General features: G+C 68.0%; 14 protein-coding genes. 8 read left to right on the top strand and 6 right to left on the bottom strand.

Translation table 11 applies throughout. The features are described from left to right. Positions 1–19: 19 nt before the first annotated feature. The 5 genes from rpmI to pheT all read left to right on the top strand — a co-directional run bounded on the left by rpmI (position 20) and on the right by pheT (position 4,433). Positions 20–223 (top strand): 50S ribosomal protein L35, encoded by a 204-nt coding sequence (rpmI, locus tag IFT82_RS17320; RefSeq protein WP_192129155.1) that lies wholly within the window; start codon positions 20–22, stop codon positions 221–223. Between the two features lie 17 nt (positions 224–240). Continuing rightward, positions 241–615, top strand: a complete 375-nt coding sequence (gene rplT / locus IFT82_RS17315; RefSeq protein ID WP_192129153.1) for a 50S ribosomal protein L20 — start codon at positions 241–243, stop codon at positions 613–615. A 101-nt stretch (positions 616–716) separates the two neighbouring features. Next, the gene (locus IFT82_RS17310) at positions 717–986 is read left to right on the top strand and encodes a GIY-YIG nuclease family protein (protein WP_446740985.1); all 270 of its coding nucleotides are present in this window, start codon (positions 717–719) and stop codon (positions 984–986) included. Beyond that, a complete protein-coding gene (pheS, locus tag IFT82_RS17305) occupies positions 979–2,088 on the top strand; it encodes a phenylalanine--tRNA ligase subunit alpha (RefSeq protein WP_192129151.1) in 1,110 nt (369 codons plus the stop codon). The genes IFT82_RS17310 and pheS overlap by 8 nt, the downstream gene beginning before the upstream one ends. After that, positions 2,085–4,433: a phenylalanine--tRNA ligase subunit beta gene (gene pheT, locus IFT82_RS17300; protein ID WP_192129149.1), complete on the top strand. Its 2,349-nt coding sequence runs from the start codon at positions 2,085–2,087 to the stop codon at positions 4,431–4,433. The genes pheS and pheT overlap by 4 nt, the downstream gene beginning before the upstream one ends. Before the next feature lie 39 nt (positions 4,434–4,472). Here the strand turns inward: pheT and IFT82_RS17295 are convergent, their stop codons facing one another. Next, positions 4,473–4,667 carry a hypothetical protein gene (locus IFT82_RS17295; protein WP_192129147.1) on the bottom strand — a complete coding sequence of 65 codons (195 nt, stop codon included), beginning with the start codon at positions 4,665–4,667 and terminating at the stop codon, positions 4,473–4,475. A gap of 123 nt (positions 4,668–4,790) precedes the next feature. Between IFT82_RS17295 and IFT82_RS17290 the strand changes: the two genes are divergently transcribed. Beyond that, entirely contained in the window at positions 4,791–5,669 is an 879-nt protein-coding gene (locus tag IFT82_RS17290; RefSeq protein ID WP_192129145.1) for an aldose 1-epimerase family protein, read from the top strand. Positions 5,670–5,690: 21 nt separating this feature from the next. Here the strand turns inward: IFT82_RS17290 and IFT82_RS17285 are convergent, their stop codons facing one another. After that, a complete protein-coding gene (locus IFT82_RS17285) occupies positions 5,691–8,045 on the bottom strand; it encodes a penicillin acylase family protein (RefSeq protein ID WP_192129143.1) in 2,355 nt (784 codons plus the stop codon). Between the two features lie 198 nt (positions 8,046–8,243). Here IFT82_RS17285 and IFT82_RS17280 point away from each other — a divergent pair, with 198 nt between their 5' ends. Continuing rightward, positions 8,244–9,770, top strand: coding sequence for a peptide chain release factor 3 (locus IFT82_RS17280; protein ID WP_342355145.1), 1,527 nt, complete (start codon positions 8,244–8,246; stop codon positions 9,768–9,770). Between the two features lie 100 nt (positions 9,771–9,870). Further along, the gene (locus IFT82_RS17275) at positions 9,871–11,559 is read left to right on the top strand and encodes a GH39 family glycosyl hydrolase (protein WP_342355144.1); all 1,689 of its coding nucleotides are present in this window, start codon (positions 9,871–9,873) and stop codon (positions 11,557–11,559) included. 86 nt (positions 11,560–11,645) lie between these two features. On the opposite strand, the gene IFT82_RS17270 is transcribed toward IFT82_RS17275, so the two are convergent. From IFT82_RS17270 to plsX, 4 genes are all read right to left on the bottom strand, one after another. Further along, positions 11,646–11,999 carry a MerR family transcriptional regulator gene (locus IFT82_RS17270; protein ID WP_192129139.1) on the bottom strand — a complete coding sequence of 118 codons (354 nt, stop codon included), beginning with the start codon at positions 11,997–11,999 and terminating at the stop codon, positions 11,646–11,648. 5 nt (positions 12,000–12,004) lie between these two features. Beyond that, on the bottom strand, positions 12,005–12,310 hold the full coding sequence (locus IFT82_RS17265; protein ID WP_192129137.1) for an integration host factor subunit alpha: 306 nt from the start codon (positions 12,308–12,310) through the stop codon (positions 12,005–12,007). A gap of 61 nt (positions 12,311–12,371) precedes the next feature. Beyond that, a complete protein-coding gene (locus tag IFT82_RS17260; RefSeq protein ID WP_192129135.1) occupies positions 12,372–13,340 on the bottom strand; it encodes a beta-ketoacyl-ACP synthase III in 969 nt (322 codons plus the stop codon). Beyond that, a complete protein-coding gene (plsX, locus tag IFT82_RS17255; RefSeq protein ID WP_192129133.1) occupies positions 13,337–14,416 on the bottom strand; it encodes a phosphate acyltransferase PlsX in 1,080 nt (359 codons plus the stop codon). Before plsX ends, IFT82_RS17260 begins: the two co-directional genes overlap by 4 nt. Positions 14,417–14,430 lie beyond the last annotated feature (14 nt).

The following is a 14,430-nucleotide window of genomic DNA, read 5'->3' as shown; positions in this document are numbered from 1 at the left end:
GCCTACCGAAAGGACCAAAATGCCCAAGCTGAAGACGAAGAGCGGCGTCAAGAAACGCTTCAAGCTCACTGCCACCGGCCTGTTGAAGCACGGCGTCGCCGGCAAGCGCCACCGCCTGGCGCACCACAACGGCAAGTACATCCGCCAGAATCGCGGCACCAAGGTGCTGTCGAAGGCCGACACCGCTGCGGTGAAGGCATGGGCACCGTACGGTCTCGGTTGAGCGGAAGGAACTAGACAATGGCACGCGTCAAACGGGGTGTAACCACCCGCGCCAAGCACAAGAAGATTCTGGATCAGGCGAAGGGCTATTACGGCCGTCGCAAGAACACGATCCGGATCGCCCGCCAGGCCGTCGAAAAGGCCGGGCAGTACGCCTATCGCGACCGCAAGGTGAAGAAGCGCACGTTCCGCGGTCTGTGGATCCAGCGCATCAACGCCGGTGTCCGCGCCGAGGGCCTGACCTATTCGCAGTTCATGCACGGCCTGAAGCTGGCCGGCATCGAGCTCGACCGGAAGATCTTGGCCGACCTCGCCATGAACGAGGAAGGCGCCTTTACCGCGATCATCGCACAGGCGAAGGCTGCATTGCCGCAGCAGGAGCAGGCGGCGTAACGCCACCGTCCGACCGGTAACGCGATACGGGGCGTCGGTGGCAACACCGGCGCCCCGTTTGGTTCTGGGGCGATCGCTGTCGCCATGCTTCGTACATCGGCGTGACGTTGAACCTGCTGGTCCGCGTCTTCCGCTATCGTGAGGGGTTGATCCCCGGCTTCACGCGGCGGTACGACATCGGGTTCCTCGTCCAGTACGAACGGCACGATACGATGGAGGCCGCGATCCTGCGGGAGAAGCGGTTGAAGGAATGGCGGCGGGCGTGGAAAGTCGATCCGATCGAAGCGCGCAACGAACAATGGGACTATCGGGCAATCGGACCGGGCATGGCCCGCCGGCTGCGGATATCCCCGGGAGCAACAAGTGACTGACGACCTGAACAGCCTGCGCGACACCCTGCTCGCCGCGATCGACGCCGCTCCCGCCCCCGACGCGCTCGATGCGGTGCGGGTGGAGGCGCTGGGCAAGCAGGGCCGCATCACCGGCCTGCTCAAGACGCTGGGCGGCATGACCCCGGACGAGCGACAGGTGCAGGGCCCGGCCATCCACGCCCTGCGCGAGGCCGTCACCACCGCGATCGCCGCACGCAAGGCGGCACTGGACGCGGCGGTGCTGAACGCGCGTCTTGCCGCCGAAACGCTCGACATGACGCTGCCGGTCGATCTGTCCGCCACCGGCACGGTCCATCCGGTCAGCCAGGTGATGGACGAACTGGCGGAAATCTTCGCCGATCTGGGCTTTGCGGTGGCGACCGGGCCGGAGATCGAGACCGACTGGCATAATTTCTCCGCGCTCAACATTCCGGAGACGCATCCGGCGCGCGCGATGCACGATACCTTCTACCTCGCCGGTATGCCTGCCGATGGCGACGAGCGCACGGTGAAGCGCGTGCTGCGCACCCATACGTCGCCCGTCCAGATCCGCACGATGATGGATCAGCCGCCGCCCATCCGCATCATCGCGCCCGGCCGCACCTATCGGTCGGACAGCGACGCCACCCACACGCCGATGTTCCATCAGGTCGAGGGGCTGGTGATCGACAAGGGCATCACCCTGGGCCACCTGAAATGGACGCTGGAGACGTTCCTCAAGGCGTTCTTCGAGCGTGAGGATATCGTGCTGCGTCTGCGCCCCAGCTATTTCCCCTTCACCGAACCCTCAGCGGAGATCGACGTCGGCTATACGCTGGTGAAGGGAAAGCGCGTGATCGGCGGCTCCGGCGACGACGAGAACGGTGGCTGGCTGGAAGTGCTGGGCAGCGGCATGGTGCACCCGAAGGTGATCGCCGCCTGTGGCCTCGACCCCGCCGAATGGCAGGGGTTCGCATTCGGCTGCGGAATCGATCGGCTGGCGATGCTCAAATACGGGATGGACGATCTGCGCGCGTTTTTCGACGGTGATATCCGCTGGCTGAAGCATTACGGCTTCGCGAGCCTGGACGTACCCACGCTGTCCGGGGGAGTCGGCGCATGAAGTTCACCCTTTCCTGGCTCGCCGAGCATCTCGACACCGATGCCACGCTCGACGAGGTCGTGATCGCCCTGACCCGCATCGGGCTGGAGGTGGAAGGCGTCACCGATCCCGGCGCGGTGCTGGCCCCGTTCACCGTCGCGCGCATCCTGTCCGCCGAACGCCATCCGCAGGCGGACAAATTGCAGGTGCTGTCGGTCGATGCCGGTAATGGACCGATGCAGGTCGTGTGCGGCGCACCCAATGCCCGCGCCGGGCTGGTCGGCGTGTTCGGCAGTCCCGGCACCTGGGTGCCCGGGGCGGACATCACGCTGAAGGTCGCGGCGATCCGCGGCGTCGAATCGAACGGCATGATGTGTTCCGCCCGCGAACTCCAGATCGGCGAAGGGCATGACGGGATCATCGAACTGCCCGCCGATGCGCCGGTCGGCGCCAGCTATGCCGATTATGCCGGCCTGACCGATCCGGTGATCGACGTCAGCATCACCCCCAACCGGCAGGATTGCATGGGCGTGCGCGGCATCGCCCGCGACCTTGCCGCCGCCGGGGTGGGAACGCTGAAGCCGCTGCGGGTCGATCCGGTCACGGGCGACGGCCCCGGCCCCGACGTGCGGACCGAAGCGCCGGGATGCCCCGCCTTCTTCGCACAGACCGTCACCGGTGCGACCAACGGCAATGCGCCGGACTGGATGCGCCGCCGCCTGACCGCGATCGGGCAGAAGCCGATCAGCGCGCTGGTCGACATCACCAATTACGTGATGATCGATCTCGGCCGTCCGCTCCACGTCTACGATCGCGCCAAATTGTCCGGCGGACTCGTCGCCCGCGCCGCGCGCGATGGCGAGGAGGTGCTGGCGCTCAACGGCAAGACGTATCGTCTGTCCGGCGGCATGACCGTGATCGCGGACGACGTCGCGGTCCACGATATCGGCGGCATCATGGGCGGCGAGCATTCGGGTGTGTCCGATGCCACGACCGACATCGTCATCGAATGCGCCTATTTCGATCCGGAGGCGATCGCACGCACGGGGCAAGCGCTGACCCTGACCTCCGATGCGCGCCAGCGGTTCGAGCGTGGTGTCGATCCTGCGTTCCTCGACGATGGCCTCGCCATCGCGACGCGGCTGGTGCTCGACCTGTGCGGGGGCACTGCCAGCACCGTGACGCGGGCAGGGGAAGCGCCGCTCGGCACCCGGCATTACGATTATGATCCGGCGCTGGCGGAAACGCTTGGTGGCCTGGCGGTCGCGCCCGATCGGCAGCGCGCGATCCTCGAAGCGCTGGGCTTCGGCGTCGGGGACGACTGGCGGGTCACGCCGCCGTCGTGGCGTCGCGATATCGACGGCACCGCCGATCTGGTCGAGGAAGTCATCCGGATCGAGGGGATCGACAAGGTCGCGCCGGTGCCGTTGCCGCGCGTGCCCGGTGTCGCCCGGCCGACCGCGACGCCCGAACAGAAGCTGGAACGCCGCGTCCGCCGCGCCGCCGCCACGCGCGGGCTGGACGAGGCGGTGACGTGGAGCTTCGTGTCCGACGCGGAGGCGGCGCCGTTCGGTGGCGGTGCCTTCACCCTCGCCAACCCGATCAGCGAGGATCTGAAGGTGATGCGCCCGTCGCTGCTGCCGGGCATCCTGTCGGCGGCGTCGCGCAACCTGCGGCGCGGGGCGGGCAGCGTCCGCCTGTTCGAACTCGGCCGCCGTTATCTGGCGGAAGGGGAGCGGGCGACGCTGGGCCTGATCCTTGCCGGCGACCGTCGCGCACGCGGCTGGCGCGAGGGCAAGGCCGCGTCGTTCGACGCCTATGATGCCAAGGCGGAGGCGCTGGCCCTGCTGGCCGCCGCCGGTGCGCCGGTCGACAATCTTCAGGTGTTCGGTGAAGCGGGCGAGGCATGGCATCCCGGCCAGTCCGGCACGCTGCGGCTTGGCCCCAAGACAATCCTCGCCCGGTTCGGGATGCTGCACCCGGCGCTGCTGGGCGCCTTCGATCTCACCGGCGCGGTCGCCGCGGTCGAACTGTATCTGGATGCGATCCCGGCCAGAAAGGCGAGCGGCTTCATGCGGCCCGCCTTCGTGCCCCCGGCCCTGCAGGCGGTGCGTCGCGATTTCGCCTTTCTGGTGCCGTCGACGCTTCAGGCCGATACGCTGATCCGCGCGATCCGCGGTGCCGACAAGAGCGCGATCATCGCCGCCCGCGTGTTCGACGTGTTCGCCCGCGACGGCGAAACCTCCGTCGCGGTCGAGATCGTGCTGCAACCCGGCGACAGGAGCTTCACCGAGGCGGAGTTGAAGGCGATCGCCGACAAGGTCGTCGCCGCCGCCGCCAAACAGGGGGCGACGCTGCGCGGCTGATCGTCAGGGAGCGGGGGGGCGGGATGGTCGCGCCCCCCGCTACACCGATGGCAGCCGGGCCTCGCTCAACTGTCGGCCCATCCGACCCAGGCTGTATCCGGCCAGCCATGCGGTGCACAGGTCGATCCGATCGTCGCAGAACGGGCAATCGAGCCGGGAGCGGTCCGCGTCGCGGCCAGCCTTGACCCCCTGGGCATGGACCAGCGCGATCAGGTTCTGAGTATCATCCATCATGATCGGAGCGGCCTGATTCAATCGATCGCATTGAAATAGCTGCTTGCTGCATATTATACAATCTCATGCGCGTAGGTTTCACGCATCGTCATTCAATCCGACGCAACCAGACAGGATGCCGCCATGACCGACCCGATCCGCATCGCGAACGATCGTCTCTCCGCCGTGATCGACCCGTTCGGTGCAGAGCTCGTGTCGTTGCGTGATGCCGCCGGCGCCGAATTGATGACGGATGCCGATCCGGCGTTCTGGCCGAAACATGCGCCGATCCTGTTTCCCGTCATCGGTGTGACCGCAGGCGGCACGATCCGGGTCGACGGCATCGACTACCCGATCACGAAGCACGGTTTCGCCCGCGACCTGCCGTTCGAGGTGATCGATCGGGGGAACGGGCATGTCGTGTTCGCGCTGGTCGACAGCGAGCGGACACGGGCCGCATGGCCGTTCGCGTTCCGGCTGGAAATCGGCTTCCGCCTCGACGCGGCGACGCTGACGATCGAGGCGCGGGTCCTGAACCCGGCGGCGGTGCCGCTATATGCGCAGTTCGGGTTTCACCCGGCATTCGCGTGGCCGTTGCCGTTCGGGCAGGCGCGCGGCGATCATCGCATCGTGTTCGACCATGACGAACCCGGTCGCCTGCGCGCGATCACCCCCGATGGCCTGATCTCGGAGGCAACGAACGACGGCCCGCTCGATGGCCGCACGCTTCACCTCGCCGATACGCTGTTCGAGCACGATGCGTTGGTATGGGACCCGGTGGCATCGGACGCGGTCATTTATGGTGCCGCGACCGGCCCGCGACTGCGCGTCGGCTTTCCGGATACCCCCGCGCTCGGCATCTGGACCAAGCCCGGCGCGGCGTTCGTCTGCATCGAGCCGTGGCACGGCATCGCCGATCCGGTGGGCTTCGCCGGCGAATTCCGCGACAAGCCCGGCGTCTTCGCCGTGGCCCCACATGCCGACAAGCGGATCGCGATGACGATCACCCTACTCGACGGTTAGAGGATCGACCGCCGGGCGGCGCTACGGCACCAGCCGCAGCGTCCACCGGGCCGGCCCCGGCAGGAACGGGCGGGGCCGACCGGCCAGCCAGTCGTCATGTCCGGCAAGATAGTAGGGGCTGACCGGGTTGCCCGACTGGCCACCGGGCATGTGGAACAGCCCCTCCGCCTCGTGCCCCGGCGACACCGCGAACCGTTCGCTGGCGCCGAAGCCGGGGCGTTGCGCACGGACGGTGCCGGCGTCGCCCGGCACCGCACGGTCGGCGGGATCGGTCAATCGGCCGAGCAGGGGAATGGCCCGTGCCAGCGGGTGGCGGACATCCGCCGCCGACACCGCCTCCCACAGGAAATTATCGGGCTGGCCGTCCGCCTGTTCGTCCACGGCCTTGGCGACGTCGGCCAGCGCGGCATCGATGAAGGATCGCCATCCGGCATGGCCCGGCGGCACCAGCCCGGCCGGGCGCGCCTCCAGCAGTCGCCGCATCGCGCCTTCCGCCGCCGGAACCGCATAACTGCCCCGCCATGTCGGGATACCGCCCATATAGCGGCCATAGGCATCGGCGATCACGACCGCCCGGAACGCGGTAATCAGTCGCTGTCCCGCCGATCCGGTTTCCGCCTGCCCGGTCCATGCCGCCACCGGTGCGATCATCCTGTGCAGCCGTTCATCACCGGCGCGCGCCTTCAGTTCGCGCAGCATCAGGTCGCGCCACCAGCGGATGCGCAAGGAGCCGACATCGAGCTGGATCGACAGGAAATCGCGCGGGGCGAACCGCCCTTGCGCGAACAGCCGGTCGCGGATGCGCGTGGCGCGCGCGCCATTGTCGTACCCGCCGTCACCCAGCATCGCATAGGCCGCCCCGCCGACGACGCGGGTGTTCGCGGTCCATAGCCGTCCGCCCGTGGGATCGACGACCACCGGCACCGTGTCGGCAGGCACGGTGCCATGCCAGCCGCGCGTACCATCCCCCCAGCTGGTCGCACGGCGTCCGTCGAAGCCGAACCGGGCCGGCACCTGTCCGATGATCGTCCAGCCGATCCGCCCGGCCCGGTCCCCCACCACCAGATTCTGCTGCGGCATCCGCGCCCGGTGCGCCACCGCGATCGCCGCCGCGACCGATCCCGCCCGTTCCATCGCGAAGCTCGGCGCGATCGCGACCGCATCGTCGTCGTCCGCGGTCCAGCGCATCGCCAGCCGCCGCCCTTGCGCATCGGTCGCGACGACCGGTCCCCAGATCGTTTCCTCGACCGCGATCGGCCGGCAATCGTCGCGGATGCACAGCCGCTCCGCGATCCGCCGGATCGGGCGTGGTCCCTGCGGGGTGCGATACCAGCCCGGCCGCCCCGGCACGGCATCGACAACAACCGCGTCGGCGGTGTCGATATAGCTGTTGGTGAAACCCCAGGCGATGCGGCCGTTGCTGCCCGCCACGATCGTCGGGTTGCCGGGCAGGGTGACGCCGGTCACGTCCAGCGTCGCCTGCGTAGCCCCCGCCGGGCGGACCACAATACGCGCGCGATACCAGGGGCCGGGGACGCCGACCCCCAGATGCATGTCGTTGGCCACCAGCGCGGCGCCGCTCGACGACAACCGCCCCGCCACCGCCCAGTTGTTGCTTCCCGGCACCGGTGTGTCCGCCATTGCCGCGCGCGCCGCCACGACCGGCATCGGCTGCAACCGCACCGGCAGCGGCGGCAGGGAGAGGCGCGACCCGTCGATTGGCGCGTCGAGCGGCGTTGCCGGGGGATAGAGCAGCGCCGCCAGTCCTTCGCCGCCCCGACGTTCGGCCCGGGCGCGCAGCATCTCCTGATCGGGCAGGGGCGATTGCAGGTCGAGATACATTGACAGGACGGTCAGGATCGTATCCTCCGGCCGCCACGGCAAGGGTCGGCCGCGCAGCAGCAGATATTCGAACGGCGTCGCCGACAGGTCCGCCAGCCCCCGGTTCACGCCCGCGGCATAACGGCGCAGCATCGCGCGCTCGGCCGGCGACAGGCGTGCCAGCATCACGCCGGCCCGGTGGCGGAAGCGGTGGGCCAGCGCCCGCCGGTCGCGCCATACCGTCACCTTGCCCAGCAAGGCCGACAATTCCCCGGCCGAGGACCGCCGCAGCGTGTCCATCTGGAAGAAACGTTCCTGTCCATGAAGATAACCCAACGCATAGCTGGCATCGCCACGCGTGGTCGCGGTGATCGTCGGTACCCCGCCGGCATCGCGGGCGATCGTCACCGGGCCGGCGACCGCCGCACCGTCGACCGCACCGTCCAGCCACGGACGGGCGCCATATAGGTGCCACGCCAGCAGGATGGCGACGAGCATGATCAGTGCCGCCGCGACGATCCCGATCCACCCGGCGGTGCGTGCGATCCCTCGCATGACATTCCCCCCTCCGTTCACCCGATCGTCGCAGATCATCGGCAGGGGGACAAGCGATCCCGGCCCGCCCTGTGTCGGGCGGCGACCCGGTCGCGGCCGATGACCCCCTGTCGCCCCCGGCCGGTTTCTGGCAAGGCGCGGGCTTCGATCCATCTCCCCGCGCGTGGCCCCGCCCGCGCCATCCCCGAGTCTGTCGCCGTGATCTCTCCCCGCCGTACCTTTGCGATCATCTCCCACCCCGATGCGGGCAAGACGACGCTGACCGAAAAGCTGCTCTATGTCGGGGGGGCGATCCATCTGGCCGGTGAGGTGAAGGCCCGCGGCCAGACCCGCCGCGCCCGGTCGGACTGGATGAAGATCGAGCAGCAGCGCGGCATCTCCGTCACCTCGTCGGTGATGACGTTCGAAAAGGGCGGCATCACCTTCAACCTGCTCGACACGCCGGGGCACGAGGATTTCTCGGAGGATACCTATCGCACCCTGACCGCGGTCGATTCGGCGGTGATGGTGATCGACGCCGCCAAGGGTATCGAGCCGCAGACGCGCAAGCTGTTCGAGGTCTGCCGCCTGCGCAACGTGCCGATCATCACCTTCGTGAACAAGGTCGATCGCGAGGGGCGGCCGGTATTCGAACTGCTCGACGAGATCGCCGAGATACTGCAACTCGACGTCTGCCCGATGAGCTGGCCGATCGGCATGGGTGGCACCTTCCAGGGCATTCTCGACCTCACGACCAACCGCCTGCATCGTCCCGAAGGCGACAGCCGCACCTATCAGGGCAAGGTCGAGGACAATCCCGATCTGCCGCCGGAGATCGCCGAGGAGATCGAACTGGCGCAGGGCGGCTATGCCTCGTTCGATGGCGACGCGTACCGGGCGGGCGACCTGACCCCGGTCTATTTCGGCTCCGCGCTCAAGGATTTCGGGCCGGCCGAACTGATCGCCGCGCTCGCCGCCCATGCGCCGTCGCCCCGGCCGCAACCGGCCGACCCCGCGCCGATCGATCCATCGGCGAAGGAAGTCACCGGCTTCGTCTTCAAGGTGCAGGCCAACATGGACCCGCAGCATCGCGATCGCATCGCCTTCATGCGGCTGTGTTCGGGGGTGTTCAAGCGCGGCATGAAGCTGACGCCGACCGGCCACGGCAAGCCGATCGCGGTCCACTCGCCGATCCTGTTCTTCGCGCAGGACCGCGAGATCGCGGACGAGGCGTATCCCGGCGATATCATCGGCATCCCCAACCACGGCACGCTGCGGGTGGGGGACACGCTGTCCGAGCGCGCCGACATCCGCTTCACCGGCCTGCCCAATTTCGCGCCCGAAATCCTGCGCCGCGTCGTCCTGAAGGACCCGACCAAGACCAAGCAGCTGCGCAAGGCGCTGGACGACATGGCCGAGGAAGGGGTGACGCAGGTCTTCTATCCGGAGATCGGATCGAACTGGATCATCGGCGTGGTCGGCCAGCTTCAGCTGGAAGTGCTGCTCAGCCGGCTCGATGCCGAATACAAGGTCGCCGCCGGGCTGGAGCCGGCCCCCTTCGAGACCGCCCGTTGGGTATCCGCCGCCGACCCCGCCGACCTGAAGGGGTTCACCGACCTGAACCGCAGCGCGATGGCGCGCGACCGCGACGGCAATCCCGTGTTCCTCGCCAAGAGCGCGTGGGAGGTCGGCTATATCGCCGATCGTTATGCGAAGGTGAAGTTCGCGGCGACCCGGGAACGCTAGGAGGGGATACCCATCACGGGCCGTTGAACCTGCCGCCGGTCTGCGTCATGATCGCGGCCGGCTGATCCGGCGACAGGCACGGACAGGAGAGGGCAGGCCCGTGATCCGTTCGACCATCGCCGCCATCACCATGCTGGGCCTGCCGCTGCCAGCGATGGTGCGGGCGTCCGCCATCCCCCCTGCCATCCCCGTCGCGATCGACGTGCAGGCCGACCGTACCGAGGGGACATTGCCGCCGGTCTGGCGGTTCTTCGGCGCGGACGAGCCGAATTACGCGACGATGAAGGACGGCCGCAAACTGCTGGTCGAACTAGGCAAGCTGCGCGGCGGCGACGTGTTCTTCCGCGCGCACAACCTGCTCAACACCGGTGATGGTACCGCCTCGTTCAAATGGGGCAGCACCAACGTCTATACGGAGGCGAAGGACGGCACCCCGGTCTATGACTGGACCAACGTCGACCGGATCATCGACACCTATCTGGCGCGCGGGGTGCGCCCCTATCTGCAGATCGGCTTCATGCCCGAGGCGATGACCTCCGCCCCGGCGGGCACGCCCTACCAGCATAACTGGCGGCCCGGCTTCGACTATAAATACATCATATCCGGCTGGGCCTATCCACCCAAAAGCTACGACAAGTGGCGCGAGCTGGTTTATCGATGGACGCTGCACAACGTCGCCCGTTACGGCCGCGCCGAGGTGGAACGCTGGTATTTCGAGGTGTGGAACGAGGCGAACGGCGCCTATTGGGAAGCCCCGCGGGAAGCGTTCTACAAGCTGCACGATTATGCGGTCGACGGCGTGCGTCGCGCGCTGCCGACCGCGCGCGTCGGCGGTCCCGATTCGGCCGGGGCGGGGGGCGAATTCATGGACGGCTTCCTCCGTCACGTCACATCGGGCACCAATTACGCGACCGGCAAGATCGGCACGCCGACCGATTTCCTCGCCTTCCACGCCAAGGGGCGGCCGAGCTTCGTCGACGGCCATGTCCGGATGGGTATCTCAAATCATCTGCAGGAGGTCGATCGCGGCTTCGTGAAGGCGACGTCGGTACCGGCGCTGGCGACCAGACCGGTGGTGATCGGCGAGAGCGATCCGGAAGGCTGCGCCGCCTGTCCGGGGCCGGAGAACGCCTATCGCAACGGCACGATGTATTCGAGCTACACGGCGGCCAGCTTCGCGCGCATCTGGGAACTGGCGGCCCGACGGCGGGTCAATCTGGAAGGCGTGCTGTCATGGTCGTTCGAGTTCGAGGACCAGCCGTGGTTCGCGGGCTATCGCCAGCTGGCCTCCAACGGTGTCGCGCTGCCGGTGCTGAACGTGTTCCGGCTGTTCGCCCAACTCGGCCCCAACCGCCTGCGCGCGACGAGCGATGCGCAGGTGCCGCTCGACAGCATCGTCGCGGATGGCGTGCGTGGTCCCGCCGATATCGGCACGATCGCGACGCGCACGACGGACGGCCGCACGGCGGTGCTGGTGTGGCATTATCACGACGACGATGTCGTGGGACCCCCCGCCGCGATCCGGCTGGCGGTGAACGGTCTGCGTGGCGGGGCACCGGCACGGGCGACGATCTGGCGGGTGGACGAGGCGAACGGCAACGCCTTTTCGGCGTGGAAGCGGATGGGGTCGCCGCTCAATCCCGATGCGACCCAATATGCCGCACTGGAGACGGCCGCCACGATGCAGGCGCAACCGCTCGCGTCGAACGCCGGGGGGCAGGGTACGGTCACCGTCGCCTTCGATCTGCCACGGCAGGGCGTCGCCTTGGTCGTACTGGATGGTCGCTGATCCGTCGTCCAGCCCGTGCGACGGTGCCACGGGCGACCGGTCGTTGCGTCCCTATGCCCGCCGTGACGACTGCGGTCGGATCGACCTTATCCGCCCGATCGCCGTACATCCGTCGCCAGCGCATCGGCCAGCATGTTGCGGATCGTCGTCAGGCTGGATGCGATGTCCTCTGCGGCGGGGGCTTCCCCGCGTTCGGCGGCGAGCAATTGCTGGACGCCCCGGATCGTATAGCCCTGCTTGTTCAGCAAGAGATCGATCCGCCGCACCAGCGCGGCATCCTCCGGCCGGTAATAGCGACGGTTTCCGGCACGCTGCAACGGACGCAAACTGGGAAACCGCGTCTCCCAGTACCGCAGCACATGATGCGGCAGGCCGGTTTCCGCCGATATCTCGCCGATCGTCCGCAACGCCCCGCTGGCCTTGGACGTCGGTGCGTTCATCCGGTTCAGCCGGCGACGGGCGCGACGATACGGTTGCGCATCATCTGGCTGGCGCGGAAGGTGAGCACCCGGCGGGGTGCGATCGGCACCTCTACCCCGGTCTTGGGATTGCGGCCGATCCGCTCGCCCTTGTCACGCAGCACGAAGGTACCGAAACCGGAAATCTTCACATTCTCGCCACGCGAGAGCGCTTCGCACATCTCGGCCAGGATCTGCTCCACGATCTTGGCGGATTCCGCCCGGCTCAGACCGACTTCCTGGTGAAGCGCCTCCGACAGGTCGGCGCGGGTCAACGTACCAACTTCGCTCATTCTCGTTCCCCTTGGGCGGGTACTACACAAGCGATCCGGGTTCCGGAAGACCCTTCATCGTCTAGAAACGGATCACCGCCGCACCCCAGGTGAAGCCGCCACCCATCGCCTCCAGCACGACGATGTCGCCCTGTTTCACCCGGCCGTCACGCACGCCGACATCCAGCGCCAGCGGCACCGATGCCGCGGACGTGTTGGCATGCTGGTCGACCGTCACGATCACCTTGTCCGGCGAGAGGTTCAGCTTGCGCGCGGTGGCGTCGAGGATGCGGGCATTGGCCTGATGCGGGACCAGCCAGTCGACCGTGTCCGCCTCCAGCCCGGCCAGCGCCAGCGACTCACCCATCACCGAGGCGAGGTTGGTCACCGCGTGACGAAACACCTCGCGCCCCTTCATGCGCAGCTTGCCGACCGTTCCCGTGGTCGACGGCCCGCCATCGACATAGAGCAGCCCGTTGTGGCGGCCATCGGCATGGAGCCGCGTCGCCAGGATGCCACGGCCGTCCGCCTCGTCGCTTTCCTGCGCCTCCAGCACGATCGCACCGGCGCCGTCGCCGAACAGGACGCAGGTGGTGCGATCCTCCCAGTCCAGGATGCGGCTGAACGTCTCCGCACCGATCACCAGCGCCCGCTGGTGGATGCCGGTGCGGATCATCGCATCGGCGACCTGCACCGCATAGAGGAAGCCCGAACACACCGCCGCCACGTCGAACGCGACGCAATCGTCGATGCCCAGCATCGCCTGCACCTTGGTCGCGGTGGCGGGAAAGGTCTGGTCGGGGGTCGCGGTCGCCAGGACGATCAGGTCGATCTGGTCGGCGGCGATGCCGGCGGCGGCGATCGCCGCGATGGCGGCATCGCGCCCTAGCGTCGCGGTGGTCTCGTCGGGGCCGGCGAGGTGCCGAAAGCGGATGCCGGTCCGCTCGACGATCCACTCGTCGGTCGTGTCCACCGTCTCCGCCAGTTCGGCGTTCGACACGCGGCGGGCGGGAAGGGCGGACCCGGTGCCGGTCACCACCGCGCGGATCATACGCCCACTCCCGTATCGATGACCGCGGTCGGCGTCGGGGCGGGGCGATGGTCGAGCCCCAGATCCTCCGCGATCCGCCGCGTCAGGTCGGCGCGGACCAGCTTCACTGCATTGGCGATCGCGGTGGCGACACCCAGTTCGTTGGCGCTGCCATGGCTTTTCACGACGATGCCCTTCAGGCCGAGGAAGATCGCGCCGTTATGGTTGTTCGGATCGAGGTGATCGCGCAGCAACTGGGTTGCCGGCCGCGAGATCAGGAACCCGACCTTGGACCGGATCGAACTGGTGAAGGCGCGTTTCAGCAGATCGCCGACGAAGCGCGCGGTACCCTCCGCGGTCTTCAGGGCGATGTTGCCGGCGAACCCGTCGCACACGATCACGTCGTGGTTGCCGCGCGCCAGCTTGTCGCCCTCGACGAAGCCGGTGAAGGCCAGCGGCAGGTGCGTGGCCGCGCGCAATTCGGTGGCGGCGGCGCGGATTTCGTCGGTGCCCTTCTGATCCTCGGACCCGATGTTCAGCAACGCCACGCGCGGCCGGTCCAGCTCGAAGATGATCCGGGCATAGGCCGCCCCCATCACCGCGAACTGCACGAGGTTGCGGGCATCGCATTCGGTATTCGCGCCCAGATCGAGCATCACCACGTCGTTGTCGCCCAGCGTCGGCAACGGCGCGGCAAGCGCTGGCCGGTCGATGCCGGGCAGCGTCCGCAGCGACAGCTTCGCCATCGCCATCAGCGCCCCGGTATTGCCGGACGAGACGGCGGCGTGGGCACGCCCCTTCTTCACCAGATCGATGGTGACTCCCATCGAGGTCACCTTGGCACGGCGGATCGCCTGGCTCGGTTTCTCGTTGGGGCCGACCAGTTCGGGCGCGTGGACGATTTCCGAATGCGCGCTCAGGTTGGGATGCGATTCCAATCCGGCGCGAATGGCTGTCTCGTCACCGACCAGCAGGAAATTCAGGCCGTCATATTGCGCGGCAAGCCGGCGTCGCGCACTCGCGACCCCGGCCAGCATCACCGCCAGCCCTTCGTCACCGCCCATCGCGTCGATGGCGATGCAGGGCTGGTCTGTCATCTCGTGGTTCCGTT

Source organism: Sphingomonas sp. CFBP 8760, assembly GCF_014841615.1.
Classification (GTDB): domain Bacteria; phylum Pseudomonadota; class Alphaproteobacteria; order Sphingomonadales; family Sphingomonadaceae; genus Sphingomonas.
The sequence above is the reverse complement of the archived record's forward strand: the minus strand, read 5'-3'. Positions and strand labels throughout refer to the sequence as shown.

Coding starts and splice junctions, on each gene's coding strand:
- IFT82_RS17290 (WP_192129145.1), top strand. CDS start 4,791: ATGACCGACCCGATCCGCATCGCGAACGATCGTCTCTCCGCCGTGATC.
- IFT82_RS17270 (WP_192129139.1), bottom strand. CDS start 11,999: ATGAACGCACCGACGTCCAAGGCCAGCGGGGCGTTGCGGACGATCGGC.
- IFT82_RS17260 (WP_192129135.1), bottom strand. CDS start 13,340: ATGATCCGCGCGGTGGTGACCGGCACCGGGTCCGCCCTTCCCGCCCGC.
- rplT (WP_192129153.1), top strand. CDS start 241: ATGGCACGCGTCAAACGGGGTGTAACCACCCGCGCCAAGCACAAGAAG.
- plsX (WP_192129133.1), bottom strand. CDS start 14,416: ATGACAGACCAGCCCTGCATCGCCATCGACGCGATGGGCGGTGACGAA.
- IFT82_RS17265 (WP_192129137.1), bottom strand. CDS start 12,310: ATGAGCGAAGTTGGTACGTTGACCCGCGCCGACCTGTCGGAGGCGCTT.
- pheT (WP_192129149.1), top strand. CDS start 2,085: ATGAAGTTCACCCTTTCCTGGCTCGCCGAGCATCTCGACACCGATGCC.
- rpmI (WP_192129155.1), top strand. CDS start 20: ATGCCCAAGCTGAAGACGAAGAGCGGCGTCAAGAAACGCTTCAAGCTC.
- IFT82_RS17285 (WP_192129143.1), bottom strand. CDS start 8,045: ATGCGAGGGATCGCACGCACCGCCGGGTGGATCGGGATCGTCGCGGCG.
- IFT82_RS17295 (WP_192129147.1), bottom strand. CDS start 4,667: ATGATGGATGATACTCAGAACCTGATCGCGCTGGTCCATGCCCAGGGG.